This window comes from Pseudomonas sp. GL_135 (assembly GCF_057834665.1).
In genome coordinates, this window is record NZ_CM174408.1 from 2,109,774 (window position 1) to 2,134,320 (window position 24,547).

Consider the following 24,547-nt stretch of genomic DNA (forward strand, 5'->3'; position numbering starts at 1 on the left):
GTAGTATCAGAACAGCAGCCAGCGATTATCGAACCGGTCCGACAACCAGCCGGAGCCTATGGTGCCGAAGAAATCAAAAATCCCCATCACCGCCAGCATTCCGGCTGCCGTCGTCGCGGCCAGGCCGTAATCGCCGCACAGGCTGATGAAGTGGGTCTGAATCAGGCCGTTGGTGCTGGCGCCGCAGATGAAGAACGTCATGAACAGCACCCAGAACGTCCAGGTTTTCGACACGTCGCGCAGCACCCGCAGCGGCGTGATCAACAGCTGAATGAACGTCTGGCTGCTCTCGGCAACGGGATGAATGTCCTCATCGCCATAGAGCGGCAACTGCAGATCGGCAGGGCGGTTGCGCATCAGTGCCAGCACCGCGACGCCGGCAATGACGATGGCTGCGCAGATGCACGTTAGCGCCGTGCGCCAGCCGAAATGCTCGGTCATGTTCGCCAGCAACGGCATGAACACCAACTGGCCCGTGGCAGAACTCGCCGACAGTAAACCCATCGCCAGTCCGCGACGCGCGGAGAACCAGCGCGTCGCGACGGTGGCGCCGAGCACCATCGCCGTCAGCCCTGTACCGAAGCCGACCACCACGCCCCACAGCAGCACCAGTTGCCAGAACTGGGTCATGAACAGCGACAAGACCATGCCGCTGGCGACCAGTGTCAGGGCCGTCAGCACCACTTTGCGCAGGCCGAAGTGGTTCATGAACGCGGCGGCGAAAGGGCCGACCAGCCCGAACAGGGCAAAGCGGATCGCCAGCGCCGAAGAAATCTCGGCGGTGTCCCAGCCGAATTCCGCTTGCAGCGGCCGGATGAACACCCCCGGCGCGCCCACTGCACCGGCCATCACCAGCATGGTCAGGAAAGTGACGGCGAGGATCACCCAGCTGTAGTGAATGCGACGGCGCGACAGCGAAGCCGCCAGAAGGGACGAAACCATGGAAATTCACCAGAGAGCCGCAGTTGGATGATGGGCATACTGCAATATGAGCGCTCAGCCGTTGGGCCTCCGTCAAGGGGATATTTCTGAATGTTGCAGATAGGAGAGGCGCGAGCCGTGTGAGCGGTTCAAACAGCGGGATTCCACGCCCGGCGTTTCACCCCGTGAAACAGTGGATTGCTTTTTCTGGTCATTCTCCAATCAAGCGGTCAAGCCCACTATTCATTCCACCAGCGCGGCTCACCATTGCGGCACCGCCGCCCCACGCTGAGTTGATTCACTTGCCCTGGAGCTCACCCCATGACCGCTATCACGCTCTATCACTTCCCGTTGTCCGGCCACTCCCACCGCGCCGAGCTGATGTTGTCGCTGCTGGGCCTTGATCCGAAGATTCAGTTTGTTGATCTGGCCAAGGGCGAGCAGAAGAAGCCGGAATTCCTGGCCATCAACGCTTTCGGCCAAGTGCCGGTGATTGACGACAACGGTGTCATCGTCGCCGATTCAACCGCGATTCTTGTGTATCTGGCTAAGAAGTATGACCCGTCGGGCCGCTGGTTGCCGAATGATCCCGAGGCCGCGGCGCAGGTGCAGCGCTGGTTGTCTGCCGCGTCTGGCGCGATTTATCTGGGCCCGGCGCGGGCGCGTCTGATCACGGTGTTCGGCGCGGGCTTCGATCCGAAAGACACGATCCAGCGTGCCCATGACGCGCTGCTCGTGATCGATCAGCACCTGAGCGGCCGCGAATTCCTCGCCACCGATCACGCCACCATCGCCGATGTTGCCGCCTACAGCTACATCGCCCACGCACCCGAGGGCAATGTGTCGCTGGACGAGTACGCCAACGTGCAGGCATGGCTGGCGCGCATCGAAAACCTGCCGGGCTTCACGCCCATGCCACGCACGGCGGCAGGGCTGGTCAAGTAATCATCCGGGAGTCCAGGGAGTTCGCGCCATGAACGAGATCCGCACTGAAACAGCATCGCCATGGCATTCCGGCGAGCGCGCTCTGCAGGCCAAGGTCGGCGTCGCAGAACGCATGGAAACCTTGGGCAAGCGCGTCATTCGCGACTATATGCCCGATCAGCACCGTGAGTTCTACGAGCATCTGCCGTACCTGATCATCGGCGCCGTGGACGCTGAGGGCTGGCCATGGGCAAGTCTGCTGGACGCCCAGCCGGGTTTTATCCAGTCCCCCGATGCCAGGCAGCTGCACATCACCCGACGACCCGACGCCGAAGACCCGGCCGGCGGCGAATTCGCGCCGGGCGCGGCGGTGGGAATGCTCGGCATCGACCTGCACACCCGCCGTCGCAACCGCCTCAACGGTCACATCAGCGAGGTGCGGGAAAACGGTTTCTCGGTGAGCGTCGAGCACTCCTATGGCAACTGCCCGCAGTACATTCAGCTGCGGGCGCTGAAGCAGGTGCCGCTCAACGCTGTGGCGGAGCGTCCCCCGGTGCAGCGATTGACCGCACTGGATGATGCCGCCACCGCCACCATTCGTGGCGCTGACACCTTCTTCGTCGCCAGTTATGTCGACCTTGAGGGCGCGCAGCCCCATCGTTCGGTGGACGTCTCCCACCGTGGCGGCCAGGCCGGGTTCGTGCGGGTGGAGGGCGACGTGCTGACCATCCCGGATTTCGCCGGCAACCTGTTTTTCAATACGCTGGGCAATTTCCAGCTCAACCCCAGAGCGGGTCTGCTGTTTGTTGATTTCCAGACCGGCGATCTGTTGCAGGTGGCAGGCACTGTCACGTTAATCCTCGACGGGCCGGACATCGCGGCGTTTCAAGGCGCCGAACGGCTCTGGCAAGTGCGGGTGGAACAGGTGGTGCGTCGGCCGGCGGCGTTGCGCTCGCGCTGGGAATTCCAAGGGTGGTCGCCGAACAGCCTGATGACCGGCGATTGGCAGCAGACCGCCGCCCGTTTGCAAGCCGATGCCCTGCGCGATCAATGGCGGCCCATGCGGGTGACGCGGATCGAGGACGAAAGCGACGGCATCCGTTCGTTCTATCTCGAGCCTGCGGACGGCGCCGGGTTGCCCGCGTTCAAGGCCGGGCAGCACCTGCCGCTGCGTCTGGCGCTCCCGGTATCGCAGGACAGTCCTGCGCGACCATTGATCCGGACCTACAGCCTGTCGAGCGCGCCGTCCGACGGATTCTTTCGCATCAGCGTCAAGCGCGACGGCCTGGCCTCGGCGTACCTGCATGATCAGGTCAAGGTCGGGGATCTGCTCCAGGCGCGGGCGCCCCAGGGCAGTTTCGTGGTGGACCCGCAAGAGCGCCGGCCGTTGGTGCTGCTGGGTGCGGGGATTGGTGTCACGCCCATGCTGTCGATGCTGCGAGAAGTCATCTACGAAGGAAAACGGGTGCGAGGAGGGCGGGCGACCTGGTTCATCCAGAGTGCCCGTCGTCTGGCCGACCTGGCGTTTCGCGAAGAAGTGGACACACTTATTGCAAAGGCTGGCGATCAGCTGACAGCGATCCGTGTGCTGAGCCAGCCGGAAACGTCGGCGCGAGCGGGTGAAGATTTCCAGCTGACCGGCCGTATCGACCTCGACCTGCTTAAGGCGCTGCTGCCGTTCGACGATTTTGATTTCTATGTGTGCGGGCCGGCCGCATTTACCCAGGCGATCTACGACGGCCTGCGCGGCCTGCACATTCGCGACGAGCGCATCCATGCCGAGACGTTCGGCCCGTCCAGCCTGAAGCGCAGCGGCGATTCCCAGGCGATCGCCTTTGAGCAACCACCCGCCGCCACTGAAGCGGTGCCGGTGGTGTTCGAACGCTCTGCCAAGGAGGCGCGCTGGCAACCCGCCGGCGGCACGTTGCTCGAACTGGCCGAAAGCCGCGGGCTCAGCCCGGAGTTCAGCTGTCGCGGCGGATCCTGTGGCACCTGCAAGACCCGGCTCGTCAGTGGCCAGGTGCATTACCCGGTCCCGCCCGCTGAAAGGCCGGCGCCGGACCACGTGCTGATCTGCTGCGCAGTCCCGGCTTCAGGGCCGTTGGTGCTCGATCTGTAACCATCCATGCGTGTGCGGGAGAGACGGCGATGAACCCATGGCCAGCGTTCGAGAAAGATGAAACCCCGATGCCTTATCAGGCCGCCGAGCAGGAGGTCTCCTGGTTGTTGCCGCAGTCGCTGGCGTCCCTGGCCGGCGAGCTTGCGGCGAGCCACGAGCCCATCGACACGCCAGCGACGTTGCGGCTGTTCATGTGGGTGCGTTCGGTGTCGGCCTTCAAACGATCACACTGAGGCGGCGCGCGATGGGCGATGTGCGATGAGCTCGGTCCCGTGACGGTGCCGGTTTTGCGGCTTATGGTTGTAATGTCCCAGCGTCTGGAAGGATGATGTGCGCCGGTTTTCTTACCGTTCGCAGCGGCTCACCGGCAGCTCCTCTTATCATGGGATGGCTGCCATCAGCCGTGCGTCGCTCGTTGCCCTTCACAAGGACGTTCATCTTGATCACCCGCAGAACCCTCATTGGCGTATCGTTGTTGGCTGTGCCCTCGCTGCTGAGCCTTCCCTCGTTCGCTGCCGAACGACGGCCCGCGCCGTCTTCGGACCGGATCATCCAGCAACAGCTGGCCGACCTCGAACATCGTCATGGCGGCCGGCTGGGTGTCGCTATTTTGGATACGGCCAGCCAGCGCCTGATCAGCCATCGCGGCGATGAACGATTTGCCCTGTGCAGCACCTTTAAATGCCTCGCCGCCGCCTGCGTGCTGTCGCGCGTCGATCAAAAGCAGGAGGACCTTGCGCGGCGCATCGCTTATTCCGCCGAGCAACTGGTGCCGTATTCACCCACCACCGAGCTGCACGTGGGCGGGCAGGGGCTGAGCGTCGGTTCACTGTGCGAGGCAGCGATGACGCTGAGCGACAACACGGCGGCCAACGTGCTGCTCGACAGCGTGGGCGGCCCTGATGCGTTGACCGCCTGGCTGCGATCGATCGGTGACACACAAACCCGCCTCGACCGACGTGAGCCAGAGCTAAATGAAAACCGGCCGGGTGACCCGCGCGACACCACGACGCCCGTCGCCATGCTGCACACCCTGGACACCCTCGTTCTGGGCAGTGAGCTAACGCTGCCGTCCCGCGATCAACTGACAGCGTGGCTGGTGAACAACCAGACGGGTGACAAGAAGTTGCGCGCTGGGGTGCCTGCCCATTGGCGTGTGGGCGATAAGACCGGCTCCGGCGCCAACAATGGCAGTAACGACGTCGCCGTGATCTGGCCCGGCGACCGGTCGCCCATCCTTGTCACAGCTTATTACACCGGCTCCAAGGCCAGCGGTGATCAGATCAATGTGCTGATGGCCGACATCGGGCGTCTGGTTGCTGCGGTGTAAAGGGCGAGCGTCGAGGTGTATCGCGGCGAATCGTAAGATCTCGATACACATTGCCGCCATGAATCTGCCATTCGCCGCAAACAGCGGAGCTCTGCCTACGCCCTACGACGGCGCTACGCCGCCCCTGCGGTGCCCCATGCCTTGGGTAATTGCGACAAAATGCTCGCCTTCGCGCTGACATGTGGCCCATTGACACTAAATTCCCTTCCGCTAGACAACTTCAGCCGCAGCCAGCAAAACCGGGCATTCCAGTTTTACAAGCTGTAGGAAAAAGCTGACAGACGCCTCCGTTTTTGCGCGCGGTCTCAAGACTGTCATCAAACAGAAATGTTTCCGGTTTTAAATCTGCCTCGGGTCTTCAACTGTGACCACACACACAAAATTCTCTTGTTGAGGTATTGCCGTGATTCTGCTGACTAAAAAACGCCTGTCGCTTCTGATGGCTTCGATGTGCCTGTCGGGTATGGCACACGCCGTTGATGTGACGGGCGCTGGTTCGAGTTTCGTATTCCCGGTTATCTCCCAGTGGTCGCAGGACTACAGCAAAACTGCTGACAATCGCGTCAACTACCAGTCGATCGGTTCGGGTGGCGGTATCGCCCAGATCAAGGCTGCCACCGTAGACTTCGGCGCGTCCGACGCCCCGATGTCCGCGGAAGACCTCAAGGCCGGCGGCCTGGGTCAATTCCCAAGCGTGATCGGCGGTATCGTTCCGGTCGTCAACATCGAAGGCGTGAAGGCCAACGACCTGAAACTGAGTGGCCAGGTCCTCGCTGACATTTTCCAGGGCAAAATCACCAAGTGGAACGATCCTGCAATCGTCGCAATGAACTCGGGTGTAAAGCTGCCTGAAACCGCTATCACCGTCGTTCACCGTTCGGACGGCTCGGGCACTTCCTTCAACTTCACCAGCTACCTGACCAAAGTCAGTGACGCATGGAAATCCGGTCCAGGCACCGGCTCCGCTGTTCAATGGCCGGTGGGCGTGGGCGGCAAGGGTAACGAAGGTGTGGCGGCTTACGTAAAACAGATCAAGGGCTCGATCGGTTACGTTGAATACTCCTACGCCACCAAAAGCGATATCGCTTTCACCCAACTGCAGAACTCTGCTGGCGAGTACATCAAGCCTGACGCGAAAGCCTTCGCCGCAGCTGCTGACACCGCTGATTGGGCCAACGCCAAAGACTTCAACCTGATCATGACCAACGCGCCGGGCAAGACGGCATGGCCGATCACCGCGACCACCTGGATCATCATGTACAAGCAACCGAAGAACGCCGAGAAAAGCGCTGCTGCTTTCGACTTCTTCAAATGGTCCCTGGAAAAAGGTCAGAGCGCCGCTGAAAAACTGGAATACGTCCCTCTGCCTGCCTCGTTGGTCAGCAAGATCGAAGACTACTGGAAAACCGAGTTCACCAAGTAACTCGACGTCATCCGGCTAACCCCTGTCACCGAGCGCTCGGTGACAGGGTTTCCTTGCGAGTGGACCTACCATGACTGATAACACCCAATACATGTCCGCTGTGATTCCGGATGCAATATCCGAGAGCGAAAAACGCGCGGCCCGCGATCACCGACACGACGCCTGGTTTCGGCGCACGATGCTGGGAGCGGCTCTGTTGGTGCTGCTGTTGCTGGCGAGTATCGCCGGCTCGACACTCTGGGGCGGTGCCCTGGCGTTCAAGACCTTTGGCTTCGAATTTCTTACCAGTACCGAATGGGACGTGGTCAACGGCAAGTTCGGCGCGTTGGTGCCGATCTACGGCACGCTGGTCACCTCCTTTCTCGCGCTGCTGATCGCCGTTCCGGTGAGCTTCGGCATCGCGGTTTTTCTGACTGAAGTCGCACCGCCCTGGTTGCGCATGCCCATCGCTTCGGCGGTGGAACTGCTGGCCGGCATTCCTTCGATCATCTACGGCATGTGGGGCCTGTTCGTGTTCGGCCCGTTCATGGCGCAATACATGGCCCCTTGGATCAACGACAACCTTGGCGCGCTGCCGCTGATCGGCCCGGTGTTTCAGGGCCCGCCACTGGGTATCGGCATGCTCACCGCCGGCATCGTGCTGGCGATCATGATTATCCCGTTCATCACCTCGGTCATGACTGAAGTGTTCCGCAGCGTGCCCATTGCCCTGAAAGAGTCGGCGTACGCACTGGGCGGCACGACCTGGGAAGTGGTCTGGGACATCGTCCTGCCTTATACCCGCTCTGCGGTGGTCGGCGGTGTGTTCCTGGGCCTAGGCCGTGCCCTCGGTGAAACCATGGCGGTGACCTTCGTGCTGGGCAACGCCCACCAGTTCTCGGCATCGCTGATGATGCCGAGCAGCTCGATTGCTTCGGTGATTGCCAACGAGTTCAGCGAGGCCTACACCGACCTGCACCGTTCTGCGCTGATTGCCCTGGGCTTCCTGCTGTTCGTGGTCACCTTCATCGTGCTGGCGATCGCCCGTCTGATGCTCTCTCGTCTGTCGCGCAAGGAGGGTCTATGAGTAAGGCCGATAACGAAAACCTGTACCGCTCGCGGGCCATCAAAAACAGGATCGCAATGGTCCTGAGCTGCGCCGCGACGGCCTTCGGTCTGTTGTGGCTGGTGTGGATTCTGCTGACCACGATCGTCAACGGGTTCGAAGCGCTTAACCTGCGGCTGTTCACCGACATGACCCCGCCACCGGGCTCATCGGGCGGTCTGGCCAACGCCTTTTACGGCAGCATCCTGATGTCTGGCATCGGCCTGCTGATCGGCACGCCGATTGGTTTGATGGCCGGGATCTGGCTGGCAGAGTTTGCCCGCAACACCAAGCTGGGCAATGCGGTGCGCTTCATCAACGACATTCTGCTGTCGGCACCGTCAATCGTGCTCGGTCTGTTCGTGTACACCGCGGTGATTCTGCCCCTCAGCGCCGTGACCAACCACCAGGTCGGTTTCTCCGCCATCGCCGGCGCCCTGGCCCTGGCACTGCTGGTGATCCCGGTGGTGGTACGAACCACCGATGAAATGCTTCAGCTGCAACCGTCGACCATGCGCGAAGCCGCACTGGCCCTGGGTGTGCCGCAATGGAAGCTGACCTTGCAGATCGTCCTGCGTGCGGCCAAAGCCGGCGTGGTGACCGGCATCCTGCTGGCGCTGGCGCGCATCACCGGCGAAACCGCGCCGCTGCTGTTCACCGCCTTCGGTAACCAGTTCTGGAGCAGTGACCTGCTCAAACCGATCGCAAGCGTGCCTGTGGTGATCTTCCAGTACGCGATGAGTCCGTTCGATGACTGGCATTCCCTGGCCTGGGCCGGCGCTTTGATTATGACCATGTTTGTACTGGTACTGAGCCTCAGTTCCCGTCTTCTCCTTTTGCGCAATAGGGCGTCCTGATGAACAACCTTTCCCTCGCCGACGAAAAAACCAAAATCCAGGTACGCGGTCTCGATTTCTACTACGGCACTCAGCGCTCGCTGAAGTCGGTCGACATGATCATCCCAGAGAAGCGCATCACCGCGATCATCGGCCCGTCCGGCTGCGGCAAGTCCACGCTGCTGCGCGTGTTCAACCGCATTTACTCGATGTACCCGAAGCAGGAAGCCAAAGGCGAAGTGATGCTCAACGGGGAGAACATTCTGGCCCCGGGCTACTCGATGAACCGCCTGCGCAGCAACGTCGGCATGGTGTTCCAGAAGCCGGTGCCGTTCCCGATGTCGATCTACGACAACATCGCCTACGCGGTGCGTCACCACGAAAAACTCTCCCGTCGCGAGATGGAAGAGCGCGTCGAGCAGGCCCTGCGTGGCGCGGCGTTGTGGGATGAAGTGAAAGACAAGCTCAAGCAGAGCGCCCAGAGTCTTTCCGGTGGTCAGCAACAGCGTCTGTGCATCGCCCGCACCATCGCGCTGCGCCCGCAAGTGCTGTTGCTGGACGAACCGACTTCAGCCCTCGACCCGATCTCCACCGGTCGCATTGAACAGCTGATCACCGAGCTCAAAGAGCAGTTCACGGTGATCATCGTGACCCACAACATGCAACAGGCGGCCCGTTGCTCGGACTACACCGCGTTCATGTTCATGGGCGAACTGATCGAACACGGTGACACCGACACCATCTTCACCAAGCCGTCCAAGACCCAGACCGAGGATTACATCACCGGTCGTTTTGGCTGATTGAGAGTATTGCTGGCGCGGCGAGAGGTTTTAGTGGGACCGCGCGCCTCGCAGGACCGGCTTTAGCCGGGAATGCATTGGTCGTCACACCGCAGATGCGTGGGTGTTCAATCCGGCGTCTTCCCGGCTAAAGCCGGTCCTACAGTTGATCGCAGGGTGTTTGTGGGACCGGCTTCAGCCGGGAATGCGTCGGCCGCTGCACCGGAAACTTGGTGGTGTACAAACCGGCGTCTTCCCGGCTAAAGCCGGTCCTACAGTTGATCGCTGGCAGTCAGCAGGACTGGTTTTAGTCGGGAAGGCGTCAGGCGCTACTGCGGAGAGCTGGTCGCGCTCGAATCCCCCATGAACGCCTCCAGCCGCTTGCGCAGCCAGCGTTCGGCGGGGTCAGTGTCCATAACGCTGAGCCAGACCATCGACAGGTCCAGGTTCGGCGTCACGAACGGCAGCGGTTCACCGCGCAGACCGGTCCGGGCCATGGCACGGGTCAGGTGATCCGGCAGGTTACACAGCAGATCCGTCCCCTCCATCAACGCCGGCAACGTGCTGTATTGCGGCACCGACAATACGGCGGTGCGCTTGCGCCCGATCGCGGCCAGCCATTCATCCGCAAAGCTTGAAATGTTCGCCACGTGGGAAACCACGACGTGGGGCCGCGTGCAGTATTCATCCAGGGTGATTGGCTCAGGCGAAGCGTCGGCGCGCACCACCATTGGCTGCACGGTGCGGAGCATTTTCCGCTTGGCGTTGGCCGGCAGTTCACGGGTCAGGCAGACGCCAACGGTGATGTCGCCAGACATGAGCAGCTCCGAAACATTCCAGAAATTGACCTGTTTGATCACCAGCACGATGCCCGGTGCTTCTTCACGAATCGCGCGCAGCATCGGCGGCAGCAGGCTGTATTCGACGTCGTCGGACAGCCCGATGCGGAAGGTCATGTCGCTGCTGGCCGGGTCAAATTCCCGCGTGAGGCTCAGGGCCACGGACATGGCGTCCAGTGCCGGCGACAGGTGACTGATGATCTCGTTGGCCCGCGCCGTGGGCTCCATGCGGTGACCGACGCGAATGAACAGCGGGTCGTTGAACAGCGCACGCAGGCGATTGAGGGCAGCGCTGATGGTGGGTTGGCCGAGGAACAGCTTCTCGGCGGCGCGGGTCACGTTACGCTCTTGCATCAAGGTCTCGAACACCACCATCAGGTTGATGTCGGCCTTGCGCAGCTCATTGCGATTCATAGATCGTCCCCGTTACCCGACATTGGTCACCCTGCTGTGGATGGCCTGCGACATGATGGGCGCCAGTTTATGGAGCGCGGTTGTTCGGCGTCCAGCGTTCCCGGCTAAAGCCAGTCCAACTGGATATGCGGATGCTATTGGCAGGACCGGCTGGGCTGCGAATTGTAAGACCGGCTTCAGCCGGGAAGAGGCTAATCCGGGCACCCTCGATTTTGCGGCGTGATCACCGACGCCTTCCCGGCTAAAGCCGGTCCCACAGGGTATGCGCATGCTGTTAGTGGGACCGGCTTCAGCCGGGAAGAGGCCAGTCCGTGCACCCTCAGTTCTGCAGCGGACCGCCAAGGCCCTGGCTGCCAATGCCAACCGGGGGGGCTTTTCGCCACGGGCGTACTCATCCCGCTGAACTTCGGCAGAACCCCGTGAGTCAGCATTAAAACGCTCACCATAAGGCTCTACATTCCATGCAGATTTCGTTGAAAGGCCAAGTCGCCATCGTCACCGGCGCCAGCTCCGGACTGGGTGCCGGCGCAGCGAAAGGGCTGGCGGCGTCAGGCGCGGCGGTGGTGATCAACTACCACTCGCAACCCGAACCCGCGCAGAAGCTCGCGCAAGAAATCATTGAGGCGGGTGGCCAGGCCATCGCCATCGGTGCCGACGTCTCCAACGAGCAGGACGTGGAAAGGCTCTTCGCCGAGACCCTCGACGCATTCGGCCGTCTGGACATCCTCGTCGCCAATTCGGGGCTGCAGAAGGATGCCGCCTTCGCCGACATGTCACTCGAAGACTGGAACACCGTCATTAACGTCAACCTCACCGGTCAGTTCCTCTGTGCGCGCGCCGCCGTGCGGCAGTTCGCCAAACAGGACCTCCGCCCTGAGGTGTCCCGCGCCCGGGGCAAAATCATCCACATGAGCTCGGTGCATCAGGTCATCCCTTGGGCCGGTCACGTCAATTACGCCGCCTCGAAGGGCGGCGTCGATTTGCTGATGCGCAGCATTGCCCAAGAGGTTGGCGAACAGCGCATCCGTGTCAACAGCATTGCGCCAGGGGCGATTCGCACGGCCATCAACACCAAGGCCACCAGTGGCGACGCCGAAAAGAAACTGCTGGAGCTGATCCCGTACGGTCGGGTGGGCGAGGCCGACGATGTGGCCAACGCCATCGTCTGGCTGGCCTCGGATGCCTCCGATTATGTGCATGGCACGACGCTGTTCATCGACGGCGGCATGAGCCTCTACCCGGAGTTCCGCAACAATGGCTGAGCACACCCCGAACCCGGATGACCCGACCGAGCAAGAACCGCAGAACGCTATCGAAAACCACGGCATCATCGGCGACATGCGCAGTGCGGCGCTGGTCGCCGACACCGGGAGCATCGACTTCTGCTGCTGGCCCGATTTCGACAGCCCCAGCATTTTTACCGCGCTGCTGGACACCCCGGACGCCGGGATTTTCCAGCTGGCGCCGATCCTCCCTGATGCCCGTCGCCAGCAGCTGTACCTGCCGGAAACCAACGTGCTGATGACGCGCTGGATTGCCAAGGACGCCGTGGTAGAAGTCACCGACCTGATGCCCATCGCGTCCGAAGTGGACAACCTGCCGCGCCTGATCCGCCGCATTCATGTGCGTCACGGCCAAACCGCCGTGCGCATGCGCTGCCGGGTACGCCACGATTACAGCCGCGCCGACACCACCGCGCAGATGGACGGCGATGACATCCGCTTTGACGCCGAAGGCCAGCCCTCCATGCGTCTGGCCGCAACCACTCAATTGACCCTCGAAGGCCATGCCGCGGCGGCCGAGTTCGAAATGAAGCAGGGCGATGTGGTGGAGTTCATGCTCGGCGGCGCGGATGATCCGCTGGTCAAGGCCACGAATTGCGACTGCGATCTGAAAAACACCGTCAACTACTGGCAGCACTGGAGCCGGCATTCCAATTACCGGGGGCGCTGGCGCGAAGTGGTCAATCGCTCGGCCCTGGCGCTCAAGCTGCTGACCTCACGCAAGCATGGCGGCATCGTCGCGGCGGCGACCTTTGGCCTGCCGGAAGAAGAGGGCGGCGAGCGCAACTGGGACTACCGCTACACCTGGATCCGCGACGCGTCGTTCACCGTCTATGCCTTCATGCGCCTGGGCTACACCGAGGAAGCCAACGCCTTCATGCACTGGGTCCGCGAGCGCATGGGCGACTGCTGCGAGGACGCCAGCAAGCTTGGGATTCTCTATGCGCTGGACGGCCGCGAAGAATTGCCCGAAGAGGCACTGGATCACCTGAGCGGCTACGGCGGTGCATCCCCGGTCCGTATCGGCAACGAGGCCTACAAGCAAACGCAGCTGGATATTTACGGCGAGCTGCTCGATGCGGTGTACCTGGCCAACAAATACGGCGAGGCCATTTCCCATGAGGGCTGGAAGCACGTCACCCGGTTGGTCAACGATCTGTGCGAGACCTGGAACAGCAAGGACGTGGGCATCTGGGAGATGCGCGGCGACGATCAGCATTTTCTCCATTCGCGGCTGATGTGCTGGGTCGCGCTGGACCGGGCGCTGCGGCTGTCGCTGAAACGCTCGCTGCCGGCGCCATTCGAGCGTTGGGACCAGGCGCGTCAGGCCATCCACGATGACATCTGGGAAAACTTCTGGGACGCCGATCTGGGCCACTTCGTCCAGCACAAAGGCAGCAAGAACCTCGACGCCTCCATGTTGCTCATGCCGCTGGTGCGCTTCGTAGGCGCCAGCGATCCCAAATGGCTGAAGACGCTGGAGGCCATTGAGCGCGCGCTGGTGCGCGACGGTATGGTCTTCCGTTATCGCAATGACGATGAGCACCAGGATGGCCTTGAAGGTGAGGAAGGCGCGTTTGTTGCCTGTTCCTTCTGGTACGTCGAATGCCTGGCCCGCGCCGGGCGGGTGGAGCAGGCGCATCTGGAGTTCGAACAGTTACTGCGCTACGCGAACCCGCTGGGCTTGTACGCCGAGGAATTCGACGCCCACGGCCACCACTTGGGCAACACCCCGCAAGCCCTCAGCCACCTGGCGCTGATCAGTGCGGCGAGTTTTCTGGATCGCAAGCTGGAAGGCAGCCAGACCCTCTGGCAGCCCTGACTTCCTGAACCCAAGGAGAAAATCAATGGCTCATGCATTCAAGGTCGGTGACCATGTGCGCTGGAATTCCGAGGCCGGGCACATCGTCGGCAAAGTGATGAAGGTGCACACCAAGGAAGTCGAGTTCATGGGCCGGCATCGTCACGCCTCACCCGAGGCGCCACAGTACGAGGTCAAGAGCGACAAAACCGGCCACCTCGCAATGCATAAAGAGGACGCGCTGGAAAAGGCTTGAGTCGCGCGTTTTTGATAAGCGATGGCCTAAATACAAAAACGCAGCGATGATCGAATCATCGCTGCGTTTTTGTGTGGCTGGTTTGGCCGATCAAGGAATCAAGCGCTGGGCCCGCAGTGTGTCAAACACGTCAAAGAACGCCTGGTCACTGGCCTGGAATTCCTTGAAACCCAGGGCTCGGCTTTTCGACATGTCGGTGACCACTTCGATGGGACGACCGAGGTCGGCATCGGTGTGCCACGGCGAAATCAGGCGACTGATGTCGGCTTCTTTCAAACCATGGGCGCGCACGAGCGCGTCCCATGCCCCTTGATCGTTGGCCATCTGCTCTTCCAGCGGGGACACCTTCTCCGGGAATGCAGCAGGGTGCAGCCCGAAGTACTCGGCGATCTGGCCCCACATCCACTTCCAGCGAAACACGTCGCCGTTGGTGATGTTGAACGCTTGATCCGCTGCCGCAGGCGTCGTCGCTGCCCACAGTTGCTGCTTGGCCAATTGCCGCGCATCGGTCATGTCGGTGAGGCTGTCCCACTGCACCCGGGAGCCGGGGAACACGAACGGGCGGCCGGTGGCTTTGCAGATCGACGCGTACACCGCGAGGGTAGTCGCCATGTTCATCGCGTTGCCCACCGCGACGCCGGTGACGGTGTGCGGACGGTGCACGCTCCAGGTGAAACCGTCACGCTTGGCGGCGGCAACCACTTCATCTTCCTGGGCGTAATAGAAATTCTCGATGTCCAGCCGGCCCTGGGATTCGCGGAACGGCGTCTGCGGCAGGGTGCCTTTGCCGTAGGCTTCGAACGGGCCGAGGTAATGCTTCAGGCCGGTGACCAGCGCGACGTGCTTGACGCTCTTCGCCGGGCTCAATGCGTCCAGGACGTTACGCACCATGGCGGCGTTGACGCGGATGTTTTCAGCTTCCGTGGCCTGACGCGACCAGGTGGTGAGGAAGACGTGGGTCGGTTTGAGGTCCGCCAGGGCTTGTCTGACCGAGGCCGGGTCTTGCAGGTCCGCTGCCACGGGGATCACGCCCGGCGTTTGCGAGGGACTGCGGGAAAGGGCGGCCACCTGCCAACCGTTATCGAGTAACAGTTGGGTGGTTGCGCTGCCGACGATGCCGCTGGCGCCGACGACCAAAGCCGTTTGGGTCATGGGGATCTCCTGTTTGATCGGGTTGAACGAGCTTCATAACGATGCAGCTCTCAGGTTTCAGAACGGCACCGATGCCCATAGGTTCATCTCGATTGGTCGGGTGCGACCCCAGACCGCGCCCCTTGGCAATCTCCCGTTGATTACCCGACCAGTAGCGCCGCGCCATACATGCCAATGGCGAAGACCACATGGCCGACCACATTCTGCAACCGCGCCACGTTCGGTTTCGGCGCCTTGTTGCATGCCACGCCGACACCCATGCCGGGCTGCAGGATGAACCAGCCTGCGCCGATGGTCACCAGCCCGACGATCAGTGCCGGCAGAAAGGTCGGCGCGTGCGCCCATTGCACACCCCAGATGAACAACAACGCGGCGGCGAACAGCACGCCGACGGTGTAATGCATGAACCAGCCAATCGCCAGCTCATTGGGTACGGGAGGGGAATTGCCGATGCCCTTGGGGTGCACGAACTGACCTTTGGGCATCCCGGCAAACCAGCGGCCCACAAGGTGCCACGGCGGCGTAGGCAAACCCAGCAGCGCCTTGAGCAACAACGCCCAGAGATCCAGCAGCGCAGTGCCGCCGATGCCGATGAGGATTGCCAGGTAGATGAATTCGAACATTGTCCGTCCCTGCGTGCTGTCAGTGGTCGATGGGCGAGTGATGGCCGGACACGTTAGCAGTTTTGTTGGAGAAAGCGGCAGTGCAGACAAGGCAGGTTTTACTGAATGAACGCGCCGCTTTGTTGCAGGACCGGCACCCAGCCAGTCCCACCGACTGCACGCAATTCCCTTGGTGGGACCGGCTTCAGCCGGGAAGAGGCCTGCATGAACACCGCAAGATTTGCAGCGTGACGCCTGCCGCCTTCCCGGCTAAAGCCGGTCCCACATTCAGGGTCGCGGCTAATCCCGCTGAGTGAAGGCAATTGCTTAGTGGGACCGGCTTCAGCCGGGAAGAGGCCTGCATGAACACCGCAAGATTTGCAGCGTGACGCCTGCCGCCTTCCCGGCTAAAGCCGGTCCCACACGCCGGTCCCACATTACGGTCCGCTTGAGTGCTTACCACCGGTCATTGCCCCGACCGTGATCAAAGCCCCGGCGATAACCGCCGTCGTAGTAACCGCGGGGTGGCGGTGGCGCGAAGCGGCGATACTCGGCCCGCTCACGCACCGGCACATAGACAACCTCCCGGTACTGCGGCTGATAACGCGGTGCATAGCGCGGTTGCGGGCGGTAATCCTGATAACGCTCATGACGATCGTTGTGCGACTGACTGATCACGGCGGCCAGTACGGCACCGACGGCGGCTCCGGCGATGACAGGCACAATCACGTTGCGTTCGCTGGCGGACGCCGTACCGGCGCCGGCGAGCAGACCGGACAGGATCAAGGCTTGGGTCATCTTGGACATCATGGTGTCTCCTTTGGCGAAAGAGTGGGTTCGCCATGGACGTATAAAACACCGGATCCGTGTAAACCCACGTCTAGGATCGGTAAAGGTTGGGTAAACCCGCATCGCGCAGAGGCGAATTCGATGTTGATGTCTGTGCGTAAAAGGCGGGAGCGCAAGGGGCGGCAGGACCCATTTGCCCCTAACGAGTGAAAAAAATGACCGCCGATCAGCCAGATGCATGTCGCGGGAAACCTCCGGCAACAAGTTGAATCAACTGGATACGTACGCAAGTGTGAGGGGAAGCAATGATGGTGACCGACGATCTGGTCCGGTGGAACACCCACTGGTGGCTGAACGACCACACAGTGCTGTGCCGCGCCTGCAAAGCCAGGCAGAGCGAAGCGGAGCGGGAAGCGACGTTCGTGCATTTGCCAACCTGCGGCTATGCCCGTGAGGCCGCCCGCCCATGGGATGAACTTGACGCCAGCTGCGGCCTGCAGACCGCCCATTGATGGGTTCTCGCTAGTCCTGCGGCACTGATTGTTTACTGTGCAGCACTGGTGACAGCTTTGAACATCAGGCTCGGGGCCTGACCCGGTACGTCATTGAGCTCGCCGCAACGGCGCATGCCGATTTTCTCCAGCACACGAATGGATGCAGCGTGGGTCGGCCGCACGTAGCCGTAGACATCCCTCAGTTTTAAGTTCGAAAACCCGAAATCCAGCGCCGCTTTGCCCATCTCCGTAGCAAACCCCTGTCCCCACGCCTCGACGGCGAACCGATAGCCCAGATTGACCCTTTGCACGCCCAAAAAGTCATGCAACCCGATGCCGCCGAATCCGATGATATGTTCGGGCAACTCCTTGCGCGCGATGGCCCACCACCCATAGCCATGGGTCTGCCAGTGCTCGATCCAGCCCTCAAGCAGGGCTGCGGCCTGGGCCTTGTCGGTCATCGGCCCGGAAGGGTTGAACAGCTGGGTTTGTGGATCACTGTAGATGGCAAACAAGCGGTCGAGGTCGTCAACTGCCGTGGCACGGTAGATCAGGTGAGCGCTGCTCATGGGCATGGCGAGGGATCCTTCGGTGAGCCTTCACGGCAGGTGCAGCGCATTGCCGCCTTCGAGGCTCTGATCTACCAGTTGAATGCGGTTGCGTCCACCCCGTTTGGATTCATACAGGGCTGCATCGCTGCGCTCAAGCAACGCCGCCAGGCTGGGCGGCGGTTGGCTGAACAGGGTGGCGCCAATGCTCAGCGTCACCGGCTGGGGCGTGGAAAAGGTTTCCGAGGCGATCGAGTGGAAGGCCTCACGCAGCGTGCGGCCCAGCGCCAGAATTTGCTCGCTGGACGTGTCGCTGAGCAGCATCACGAATTCATCCCCGCCCAGGCGCGCGACCAAAGCGCCCTTGGGCAAGGCCGAACGGATAATTTCACTGAGCTCGACCAGCAGCCGGTCGCCAGCGCTGTGACCGTAGAGGTCGTTGACCAGCTTGAAATTGTCGACGTCCATCAGAAGCAGCGCCCCCGGCCGAGCGGCCGAGACACTTTCCAGCAGACGCTGACCGCGCATCTCCAGCGCACGACGGTTGTACAGCGCCGTCAGTGGATCCCGCGCCGCCAGCCGGGCAATGCGCTTTTCCCGGCGATGACGCTCCGAGCCGGTCATCGACAGGGCGATCAGCATCACCGCCATCGTCCCTTCGACCAGTGAGATTTGAATGATTGCGCCACGAAAGGCGGCCAGATCAATCAACGTTCCAGGCATCACTGCCGTGACCGCCTTGGAAAAATAGAACAGGCCGTGGGCCAGCAGCACATAGCGCAGCTGCACCGCGCCGACGCTCAGGGACTTGCCATGGGGGCGCAGCAACCCGCTGGCCTTGAGCATCAGCAGAGAGATTAATAGCGAGTTGGCTGCCAGCATCACTTTCGACCACCACGGCTGGTCTGGCAGCAGCAACAACCCCAGCCACAGGGCAAAAATCATGTACCAGGCGCGCGACAGCCGAGTTTCGGTAAACCGCGCAACCCCCAACAGGAAGAGCCAGTGGGCGGTCACCAACAACCCGTTCGCGAACCAGATACCAATCAGCAGAATGCCGCTGCTGCGCAGCAACGCCAGGGTCGAGCCCACCGAAATGATGGCGAAGCCGGTGCTCCAGAACAGCAGCGAAGGCCCTCTCACCGTCCGCCACTCCACGGCCAGATACAGCGCGGCGGCTGCAGCGAGGGCGATGGTCATCGTCAGCAAGGTGATCGGGTCGAGCGCCATAAGCAGCCTGATGGGTAAGGGCGGTGGGTCGGGCGAGTGTCAGCGCGTGCAGGCTTTTTTTCGCGGGCGGTTTTGTATCGGCCACCTCGACAAAACTTTAACCCCGGCGCCGTTCCGCTAGAATGGCGCGGACCCGGTCCAGCCCCCGTTTGATCAACGTCTTCCGAGTCAGCAAACGGCGGCGAACCGCAGCAACCCATCAGCATCCCGGGCGGGACGCAAAAGCGAGGCGGCAGTGATCGAGCGGCGAGCATTCAGCGGAGGCATGAAGGGCAAGAACCTTCGCTACGTGGAGGAGGACCAGGGAAGCCGCTCGGCCCGCACGCGCACTGGTTTCGTGCTGCTCGAGCACTTCTCGTTGCCGGCCTTCACCCAGACGCTGGACACCTTCGTAACGGCCAACCTGCTGCGCCCCGATCTGTTCACGTCGCAGACGTTCGGCGTGCACGAGGGCGAAGTAACCAGCGATTTGGGGCTGGTGATCCGGCCTGACGCGCGGCTTGACGCGTCGGCGCTGAAGGCGCTGGATCTGCTGGTGATTTGTGGCGGTTATCGCACCGAACTCAAGGCCGATGAGCACCTGGTGCGTCTGCTGGCCACCGCCGCCGAGCAGGGCATCACCCTCGCAGGATTGTGGAACGGCGCCTGGTTCCTCGGCGCCGCGGGTTTGCTCGACGGCTACCGTTGCGCCATCCACCCCGAGCACCGCGCCGCCCTGGCGGAGATCTGCAAAGTCAGCGAAGTCACCAGCGAAGCATTTGTCATCGACCGTGATCGCCTCACCGCTGCAAGCCCGGCGGGGGCGTTCCACATGGCACTGGAGTGGATCAAGACGTTGCACGACAAGGCGTTGATCGAAGGGATCGAGGACATTCTGGCTTTCGAGGAATCCCGTTATCGGCGGACCAGGCCAAGCCGGCACCTGACGGTCAGCGCGCCGCTCAAGGAAGTGGTCAAGCTGATGGACGCCAACCTTGAGGAACCCCTGGAACTGGAGCAACTGGCGGTGTACGCCGGACGTTCGCGGCGACAGATCGAGCGGCTGTTCCAGGAACAACTGGGCACCACCCCGCAGCGCTACTACCTGGAACTTCGCATCACCGAGGCCCGCCGCCTGCTGCAGCACACTGAGCTGACCCAGGTGGAAGTGCTGGTGGCCTGCGGGTTCGTCTCGCCGAGCCATTTCAGCAAATGCTACAGCGCGTACTTCGGCTATCGGCCTTCCAAAGAAAAGCGTCTGGTCAAATGAGCGCTGCCTTGATTTGCCCCTCGGCCAGCCCAACCCTGTAGGCTTCGTCCTCAACAGAACAACGTACCCAGCCCGGGGCAGAGACAGCGTGAATGAGTGAGATCAGCACCAAAATAATCACCGTCGAGGGCCATGCCGCCCTGAAGAAGGAGCTCGATTACCTCTGGCGTGAGCACCGGCCTGATATCACGCAGAAAGTGGCGTGGGCCGCTTCCCTGGGGGATCGCAGCGAGAACGCCGACTATCAGTACAACAAAAAGCTGCTGCGCGAGATCGACCGGCGTGTGCGCTATCTGCGCAAGCGTCTCGAAGACATGCGTGTGGTCGCCTATTCGCCGGAGCAGGAAGGTCGGGTGTTCTTTGGCGCATGGGTCGAAGTCGAGGACGAGGAGGGCGAGAGCAAGCGTTTCCGCGTCGTGGGCTACGACGAGATCTACGGACGCATGGACTACATTTCCATCGATTCACCCATGGCCCGGGCGCTGCTGAAGAAACAAGTCGACGACGAAGTCTCGGTGCCGGTTCCCTCCGGCAGCAAGCAATGGTGGATCACGAAAATCGAGTACCAGAAATAGCCGAGGCCTTGCGGTCGCCGGTCCGGCGGTTTCAGCAGACCGTGAGCGGCGCCTTGCCGCCCATGTCCATATGCCACCGCTAACCCTCGCGCAGCACTTGCAGGGGACTTGCGTTCAGCGCCCGCCGTGTGCCGAACACACCCGCGCCGCCCACCAGCAAGGCGCCGATCAGCGGCAGCACCAGCAGCCAGGCATGGGGGTGCCACTCAAGGTTGAAGGCGTAGCGATAGAGTGCAAAGCTCACCAGTTCGCAGCCAATCGCCGCCAGCACACCGCTGACCGCCCCGAGCAGACCGAACTCGATGCGTCGCGCCTTGGTCAACAATGCGCGACTCGCACCCAGTGCCCGCAGCAGCGCGCCCTGTCGAATTCGCTCGTCCAGCGTCGCCTGCAAGCCGGAGAACAACACCGCCATCCCCGCCGCCAGCACGAACAGCAGCACGTACTGCACCGCCATCGTCACCTGATCGAGGATGCTGCGCAGCTGCGCCAGCAACGCCTCCACCTGCAGGATCGTTACGGCCGGGAAGGCCCGGGACAGTTCGACGATCTGCTGATCATTGCCCGGCGCCAGATAGAAGCTGGTCAGGTACGTGGCCGGCACGTCCTTTAGGGTGCCAGGCTGGAAGATCATGAAGAAGTTGGGCTGAAAGGTGTCCCAGTTGATGTCGCGCAGGCTGGTGACCTTGACCTCCCGGGTCAGACCCCCGATTACGAAACCCAGGGTGTCGCCCAGCTTCATGTTCAAGCTGTTGGCCAGCTTGGTTTCCACCGACACGCCGGGAACCACGCCGTCGGCGGGCGGCTGATCGCTGGTCCACCACTGACCGGCGGTGATGCTGTTGCCTTCCGGCAACGATGCTGCCCACGTCAGGTTGAGGTCGCGCTGGGTGGCGTTCTCGCCACGGGAGTCTTTGGTGACGAACTTGCTCACCGGCTCGCCATTGATGGTCATCAGGCGCCCCGGAATCATCGGGTACAGCGGCGCGCTGTGGGTCGACAGGCGGCCCATGCGTTCAGCGAAGTTGTCTTTGTCGTTGGGCAGAATGTTCAGCGCGAAGTAGTTCGGCGCATCTTTGGGCAGCTGATTTTGCCAGGTGTCGAGCAGCTCGCCGCGCAGCAGCGCAATCAGCCCCATGGACAGCAGAATCAGCCCGAATGCCAGGGACTGGCCGGCGGCGGCCATGGGATGGCGCAACAGCTGACCCAGGCCCAGACGCCACGGCAGCGAGGCCCCGGCGAGCAAACGGCGCAGGCTTTTCAGGGCCAGCAGCAACACACCGCCAAGTATCATCGCCGCGATCAGGCCGCCGCCGAGCAGGGCGAAGGTCAGCACCAGGTCCAGGCTCAGGCGCCACATGATCAGGCCCAGCGCGAGCAGCGCCGCGCCATAGACCAGCCAGGTGCTGGCCGGGATGGGCAGCATGTCCCGACGCAGCACCCGCAGCGGTGGCACGCGACCCAACGCTGCCAGCGGCGGCAGTGCGAAGCCGGCGAGGGCGACCAGCCCGGTGCCGATACCGGCGACTGCCGGCAGCCAGCCCCCGGGCGGCACCGCAGCAGGAAGCAGGTTTTCCAGCAAATGAAACAGCCCGAGTTGGGCGAACCAGCCGAGCAACGCGCCGGCCGCGCTGGCGACTACGCCCAGCATGGCCAGCTGCAAACCGAACAGCACCAGCGCTTCATGGCGCGACAGGCCAAGGCAACGCAGCAAGGCACTGGCGTCAAAGCGGCGCACCGCGAAACGCGCCGCCGATAACGCCACTGCCACGCCGGCCAGTAGTACGGCGACCAGACTGGCCATGTTCAGATAACGCTCGGCCTTGCCCAGTGCGCCGCCGATCTGTTGATTGCCATCCCGGGCATCGTCGATTTTCTGGTTAGGCGCCAGCCCGGGCTCTATCGCTTTGCGATAGGCGGCGAGGTCCTGGGGCGTCCCGCGCCACAGGTCCCGATAACTGACGCGGCTGCCAGGCTGAACGACCTTGGTGGCTTCAAGGTCGGCCATGTTGATCATCACCCGAGGCGTCAGGCTGTAGAAGTTACCGGCGCGGTCGGGCTCGTAGGTCAGCACGCGGGTCAGCTTCAAGGTCTTGGAACCGACGTCAATGCTGTCGCCGACCTTCAGGTTCAGCGCCACCAGAATTCGCGCTTCCGCCCAGGCTTCGCCGACTTGCGGCTCACCGCCAACGGTTTCAGCTTCGTAGGGGGCAGGGGCGCTTTTCAGCTCGCCGCGCAATGGATACGCCCCATCGACGGCCTTGACGCTGGCCAGCTGAATGCCGTTGTCGGTGGCCACAACGCTGGAGAAAATCACGATCTGCGAGTGATCCAGCTTCAGCGCCGTGCCGGCATCGATCTGCGCAGGCGTCGCCGGCGTGGAGCCGCCGAGAATGAGGTCGGCGCCGAGAAATTCCGTCGCTCGCAGCAGCATGGCGCTGTTAAGGCGCGCGCCGAAATAGCCGATGGCCGTGCTGGCGGCAACCGCCACCACGAGCGCGAAGAACAGCACGCGCAGCTCGCCGGCGCGGGCATCGCGCATGAGCTGCCGCGCCGCGAGGCTAAGCAGACGGGAAAAAGGCAGGCGTGCCATCAAGGCTCCATGGGGGCGACCAGTCGGCCACCCTCGAGACGGATCAGGCGCCGGCAACGGTGTGCCAGGCGCTCATCGTGGGTGACCAGCACCAGGGTGGTATTGCGTTCCTGGTTCAGCTCGAACAACAGGTCGCTGATGCGCTCGCCGGTGTGGCTGTCCAGGTTGCCAGTGGGTTCATCGGCGAATAACACGTCCGGGTCGGCGGCAAACGCGCGAGCGATGGCGACCCGTTGCTGCTCGCCCCCCGACAGTTGCCGGGGCGTGTGGGTCAGACGCTGACCCAGGCCGACGCGCTCCAGCAGATGCCGGGCCTGATCCCGGGCGTCCTTGCGGCCTTCCAGCTCCATCGGCAGCATGACGTTTTCCAGCGCGTTCAGGCTGTCGAGCAACTGGAAGGACTGGAACACAAAGCCCACATGTTCGGCGCGAACCCGGGCGCGCTGGTCTTCATCCAGCTCGCTGAGGTTGCGCCCGGACAGGACGACGGAGCCGGCGCTGGGCAGGTCGAGGCCGGCCAGCAGACCGAGAAGGGTGGATTTGCCCGAGCCCGACGCGCCGACGATGGCCAGCGTGTCGCCCTTGTTTAGTTCCAGGGAGAGTTCGTGCAGGATGGTCAGGTCACCTTCGGTGCTTGGGACCACTTTGCTGAGGTTCCGAGCACTGAGAATACTTTCGCTCATGGAGAATCCGATGCGTGCGTGGTTTTTAAGTGCTGGCCTGGGTTTGCTGCTGTTGTCACAAGGCGCGATGGCAGGCACGGTATTGATCGTTGGCGATAGTATCAGCGCGGCTTTCGGCCTGGATACCCGCGTCGGTTGGGTCAGTCTGCTGGAACAGCGCCTGGCGAAGGAAGGCTTCAAGGATAAAGTGGTCAATGCGTCGGTCAGCGGCGATACCAGTGCCGGGGGCCAGGCGCGGCTGCCGTCGCTGCTTGCCGAGCACAAACCGGATCTGGTGATCCTCGAACTGGGCGGTAATGACGGCCTGCGCGGGCAGCCGCCGGCGCAATTGCAACAAAACCTTACTGACATGGTTGAGCAGTCCAAAGCGGCCGGCGCCAAGGTGCTGTTGCTGGGCATGAAAATCCCGCCCAACTACGGTGAGCGCTACACCACGGCCTTTGCGGCGGTGTACCCGAAAGTCGCCGAAGCCACCGATGCCGCGTTGGTGCCGTTCATGCTGGAGGGTGTGGGCGGCCGGCCTGACATGACGCAGCAGGATGGCATTCACCCCAACGTCCAGGCTCAGCCTTATTTGCTGGATAACGTCTGGCCCGCGCTGAAACCGTTGCTTTAGTCGCCGC

24 protein-coding genes are annotated in these 24,547 nt (G+C 62.4%); 15 read left to right on the forward strand and 9 right to left on the reverse strand.

The genetic code is table 11. The features are described from left to right. Positions 1 to 6: 6 nt before the first annotated feature. Positions 7 to 942 (reverse strand): MFS transporter, encoded by a 936-nt coding sequence (locus AC3ISG_RS09560; protein ID WP_489299097.1) that lies wholly within the window; start codon positions 940 to 942, stop codon positions 7 to 9. 300 nt (positions 943 to 1,242) lie between these two features. Here AC3ISG_RS09560 and AC3ISG_RS09565 point away from each other — a divergent pair, with 300 nt between their 5' ends. From AC3ISG_RS09565 to pstB, 8 genes are all read left to right on the forward strand, one after another. Beyond that, positions 1,243 to 1,866: a glutathione S-transferase family protein gene (locus AC3ISG_RS09565; protein WP_489299098.1), complete on the forward strand. Its 624-nt coding sequence runs from the start codon at positions 1,243 to 1,245 to the stop codon at positions 1,864 to 1,866. Positions 1,867 to 1,894: 28 nt separating this feature from the next. Further along, positions 1,895 to 3,964 carry a 2Fe-2S iron-sulfur cluster-binding protein gene (locus AC3ISG_RS09570; protein WP_489299099.1) on the forward strand — a complete coding sequence of 690 codons (2,070 nt, stop codon included), beginning with the start codon at positions 1,895 to 1,897 and terminating at the stop codon, positions 3,962 to 3,964. A gap of 29 nt (positions 3,965 to 3,993) precedes the next feature. Next, positions 3,994 to 4,197, forward strand: coding sequence for a hypothetical protein (locus AC3ISG_RS09575; protein ID WP_489299100.1), 204 nt, complete (start codon positions 3,994 to 3,996; stop codon positions 4,195 to 4,197). Between the two features lie 206 nt (positions 4,198 to 4,403). Then, positions 4,404 to 5,294: a class A beta-lactamase gene (bla, locus tag AC3ISG_RS09580; protein ID WP_489299101.1), complete on the forward strand. Its 891-nt coding sequence runs from the start codon at positions 4,404 to 4,406 to the stop codon at positions 5,292 to 5,294. A gap of 403 nt (positions 5,295 to 5,697) precedes the next feature. Next, positions 5,698 to 6,717, forward strand: a complete 1,020-nt coding sequence (pstS, locus tag AC3ISG_RS09585) for a phosphate ABC transporter substrate-binding protein PstS (protein WP_489299102.1) — start codon at positions 5,698 to 5,700, stop codon at positions 6,715 to 6,717. 70 nt (positions 6,718 to 6,787) lie between these two features. Beyond that, a complete protein-coding gene (pstC, locus tag AC3ISG_RS09590; protein WP_065988539.1) occupies positions 6,788 to 7,783 on the forward strand; it encodes a phosphate ABC transporter permease subunit PstC in 996 nt (331 codons plus the stop codon). Further along, positions 7,780 to 8,658 (forward strand): phosphate ABC transporter permease PstA, encoded by an 879-nt coding sequence (gene pstA / locus AC3ISG_RS09595; protein WP_122534538.1) that lies wholly within the window; start codon positions 7,780 to 7,782, stop codon positions 8,656 to 8,658. The genes pstC and pstA overlap by 4 nt, the downstream gene beginning before the upstream one ends. Then, a complete protein-coding gene (gene pstB / locus AC3ISG_RS09600; protein WP_065988537.1) occupies positions 8,658 to 9,437 on the forward strand; it encodes a phosphate ABC transporter ATP-binding protein PstB in 780 nt (259 codons plus the stop codon). Before pstA ends, pstB begins: the two co-directional genes overlap by 1 nt. A 308-nt stretch (positions 9,438 to 9,745) precedes the next feature. Here pstB and AC3ISG_RS09605 read toward each other — a convergent pair whose 3' ends face one another. Then, positions 9,746 to 10,669 (reverse strand): LysR family transcriptional regulator, encoded by a 924-nt coding sequence (locus AC3ISG_RS09605; protein WP_489299103.1) that lies wholly within the window; start codon positions 10,667 to 10,669, stop codon positions 9,746 to 9,748. Positions 10,670 to 11,130: 461 nt separating this feature from the next. Here AC3ISG_RS09605 and AC3ISG_RS09610 point away from each other — a divergent pair, with 461 nt between their 5' ends. From AC3ISG_RS09610 to AC3ISG_RS09620, 3 genes are read left to right on the forward strand one after another with little or no spacing between them, the layout of a single operon-like run. Then, the gene (locus AC3ISG_RS09610) at positions 11,131 to 11,931 is read left to right on the forward strand and encodes a glucose 1-dehydrogenase (protein WP_122534540.1); all 801 of its coding nucleotides are present in this window, start codon (positions 11,131 to 11,133) and stop codon (positions 11,929 to 11,931) included. Next, positions 11,924 to 13,774, forward strand: a complete 1,851-nt coding sequence (locus tag AC3ISG_RS09615; protein WP_489299104.1) for a glycoside hydrolase family 15 protein — start codon at positions 11,924 to 11,926, stop codon at positions 13,772 to 13,774. The genes AC3ISG_RS09610 and AC3ISG_RS09615 overlap by 8 nt, the downstream gene beginning before the upstream one ends. Before the next feature lie 25 nt (positions 13,775 to 13,799). Beyond that, on the forward strand, positions 13,800 to 14,009 hold the full coding sequence (locus AC3ISG_RS09620; RefSeq protein ID WP_272634917.1) for a hypervirulence associated TUDOR domain-containing protein: 210 nt from the start codon (positions 13,800 to 13,802) through the stop codon (positions 14,007 to 14,009). A gap of 90 nt (positions 14,010 to 14,099) precedes the next feature. Here AC3ISG_RS09620 and AC3ISG_RS09625 read toward each other — a convergent pair whose 3' ends face one another. The 3 genes from AC3ISG_RS09625 to AC3ISG_RS09635 form a co-directional block, all read right to left on the reverse strand. Continuing rightward, the gene (locus AC3ISG_RS09625) at positions 14,100 to 15,161 is read right to left on the reverse strand and encodes an SDR family oxidoreductase (protein WP_489299105.1); all 1,062 of its coding nucleotides are present in this window, start codon (positions 15,159 to 15,161) and stop codon (positions 14,100 to 14,102) included. A 140-nt stretch (positions 15,162 to 15,301) separates the two neighbouring features. Then, the gene (locus AC3ISG_RS09630; protein WP_122534544.1) at positions 15,302 to 15,784 is read right to left on the reverse strand and encodes a DUF2938 family protein; all 483 of its coding nucleotides are present in this window, start codon (positions 15,782 to 15,784) and stop codon (positions 15,302 to 15,304) included. A 435-nt stretch (positions 15,785 to 16,219) separates the two neighbouring features. Further along, positions 16,220 to 16,573, reverse strand: coding sequence for a hypothetical protein (locus AC3ISG_RS09635; protein ID WP_122534545.1), 354 nt, complete (start codon positions 16,571 to 16,573; stop codon positions 16,220 to 16,222). Between the two features lie 284 nt (positions 16,574 to 16,857). Between AC3ISG_RS09635 and AC3ISG_RS09640 the strand changes: the two genes are divergently transcribed. Further along, positions 16,858 to 17,064 carry a hypothetical protein gene (locus AC3ISG_RS09640; RefSeq protein ID WP_122534546.1) on the forward strand — a complete coding sequence of 69 codons (207 nt, stop codon included), beginning with the start codon at positions 16,858 to 16,860 and terminating at the stop codon, positions 17,062 to 17,064. Positions 17,065 to 17,096: 32 nt separating this feature from the next. Here AC3ISG_RS09640 and AC3ISG_RS09645 read toward each other — a convergent pair whose 3' ends face one another. Together AC3ISG_RS09645 and AC3ISG_RS09650 are read right to left on the reverse strand one after the other, a co-directional pair. Continuing rightward, on the reverse strand, positions 17,097 to 17,621 hold the full coding sequence (locus tag AC3ISG_RS09645; RefSeq protein WP_489299106.1) for a GNAT family N-acetyltransferase: 525 nt from the start codon (positions 17,619 to 17,621) through the stop codon (positions 17,097 to 17,099). Between the two features lie 24 nt (positions 17,622 to 17,645). Continuing rightward, complete coding sequence (locus AC3ISG_RS09650) at positions 17,646 to 18,824, reverse strand: GGDEF domain-containing protein (protein WP_489299107.1); 1,179 nt, start codon at positions 18,822 to 18,824, stop codon at positions 17,646 to 17,648. A 265-nt stretch (positions 18,825 to 19,089) separates the two neighbouring features. On the opposite strand from AC3ISG_RS09650, the gene AC3ISG_RS09655 reads away from it, so the two are divergent. After that, a complete protein-coding gene (locus AC3ISG_RS09655; protein ID WP_489299489.1) occupies positions 19,090 to 20,073 on the forward strand; it encodes a GlxA family transcriptional regulator in 984 nt (327 codons plus the stop codon). A 101-nt stretch (positions 20,074 to 20,174) separates the two neighbouring features. Next, positions 20,175 to 20,648, forward strand: coding sequence for a transcription elongation factor GreB (gene greB, locus AC3ISG_RS09660; protein WP_122534795.1), 474 nt, complete (start codon positions 20,175 to 20,177; stop codon positions 20,646 to 20,648). Positions 20,649 to 20,727: 79 nt separating this feature from the next. On the opposite strand, the gene AC3ISG_RS09665 is transcribed toward greB, so the two are convergent. Together AC3ISG_RS09665 and AC3ISG_RS09670 are read right to left on the reverse strand one after the other, a co-directional pair. After that, positions 20,728 to 23,241: an ABC transporter permease gene (locus AC3ISG_RS09665; protein WP_489299108.1), complete on the reverse strand. Its 2,514-nt coding sequence runs from the start codon at positions 23,239 to 23,241 to the stop codon at positions 20,728 to 20,730. Then, the gene (locus AC3ISG_RS09670) at positions 23,241 to 23,924 is read right to left on the reverse strand and encodes an ABC transporter ATP-binding protein (RefSeq protein WP_065988527.1); all 684 of its coding nucleotides are present in this window, start codon (positions 23,922 to 23,924) and stop codon (positions 23,241 to 23,243) included. Before AC3ISG_RS09670 ends, AC3ISG_RS09665 begins: the two co-directional genes overlap by 1 nt. A gap of 10 nt (positions 23,925 to 23,934) precedes the next feature. On the opposite strand from AC3ISG_RS09670, the gene AC3ISG_RS09675 reads away from it, so the two are divergent. After that, positions 23,935 to 24,540, forward strand: coding sequence for an arylesterase (locus AC3ISG_RS09675; RefSeq protein ID WP_122534551.1), 606 nt, complete (start codon positions 23,935 to 23,937; stop codon positions 24,538 to 24,540). Positions 24,541 to 24,547: the final 7 nt, after the last annotated feature.

Coding starts and splice junctions, on each gene's coding strand:
- AC3ISG_RS09560 (WP_489299097.1), bottom strand. CDS start 942: ATGGTTTCGTCCCTTCTGGCGGCTTCGCTGTCGCGCCGTCGCATTCAC.
- AC3ISG_RS09565 (WP_489299098.1), top strand. CDS start 1,243: ATGACCGCTATCACGCTCTATCACTTCCCGTTGTCCGGCCACTCCCAC.
- AC3ISG_RS09570 (WP_489299099.1), top strand. CDS start 1,895: ATGAACGAGATCCGCACTGAAACAGCATCGCCATGGCATTCCGGCGAG.
- AC3ISG_RS09575 (WP_489299100.1), top strand. CDS start 3,994: ATGAACCCATGGCCAGCGTTCGAGAAAGATGAAACCCCGATGCCTTAT.
- pstC (WP_065988539.1), top strand. CDS start 6,788: ATGACTGATAACACCCAATACATGTCCGCTGTGATTCCGGATGCAATA.
- pstA (WP_122534538.1), top strand. CDS start 7,780: ATGAGTAAGGCCGATAACGAAAACCTGTACCGCTCGCGGGCCATCAAA.
- pstB (WP_065988537.1), top strand. CDS start 8,658: ATGAACAACCTTTCCCTCGCCGACGAAAAAACCAAAATCCAGGTACGC.
- AC3ISG_RS09605 (WP_489299103.1), bottom strand. CDS start 10,669: ATGAATCGCAATGAGCTGCGCAAGGCCGACATCAACCTGATGGTGGTG.
- AC3ISG_RS09610 (WP_122534540.1), top strand. CDS start 11,131: ATGCAGATTTCGTTGAAAGGCCAAGTCGCCATCGTCACCGGCGCCAGC.
- AC3ISG_RS09615 (WP_489299104.1), top strand. CDS start 11,924: ATGGCTGAGCACACCCCGAACCCGGATGACCCGACCGAGCAAGAACCG.
- AC3ISG_RS09620 (WP_272634917.1), top strand. CDS start 13,800: ATGGCTCATGCATTCAAGGTCGGTGACCATGTGCGCTGGAATTCCGAG.
- AC3ISG_RS09625 (WP_489299105.1), bottom strand. CDS start 15,161: ATGACCCAAACGGCTTTGGTCGTCGGCGCCAGCGGCATCGTCGGCAGC.
- AC3ISG_RS09630 (WP_122534544.1), bottom strand. CDS start 15,784: ATGTTCGAATTCATCTACCTGGCAATCCTCATCGGCATCGGCGGCACT.
- AC3ISG_RS09635 (WP_122534545.1), bottom strand. CDS start 16,573: ATGATGTCCAAGATGACCCAAGCCTTGATCCTGTCCGGTCTGCTCGCC.
- AC3ISG_RS09640 (WP_122534546.1), top strand. CDS start 16,858: ATGATGGTGACCGACGATCTGGTCCGGTGGAACACCCACTGGTGGCTG.
- AC3ISG_RS09645 (WP_489299106.1), bottom strand. CDS start 17,621: ATGCCCATGAGCAGCGCTCACCTGATCTACCGTGCCACGGCAGTTGAC.
- AC3ISG_RS09650 (WP_489299107.1), bottom strand. CDS start 18,824: ATGGCGCTCGACCCGATCACCTTGCTGACGATGACCATCGCCCTCGCT.
- AC3ISG_RS09655 (WP_489299489.1), top strand. CDS start 19,090: ATGAAGGGCAAGAACCTTCGCTACGTGGAGGAGGACCAGGGAAGCCGC.
- AC3ISG_RS09665 (WP_489299108.1), bottom strand. CDS start 23,241: ATGGCACGCCTGCCTTTTTCCCGTCTGCTTAGCCTCGCGGCGCGGCAG.
- AC3ISG_RS09670 (WP_065988527.1), bottom strand. CDS start 23,924: ATGAGCGAAAGTATTCTCAGTGCTCGGAACCTCAGCAAAGTGGTCCCA.
- AC3ISG_RS09675 (WP_122534551.1), top strand. CDS start 23,935: ATGCGTGCGTGGTTTTTAAGTGCTGGCCTGGGTTTGCTGCTGTTGTCA.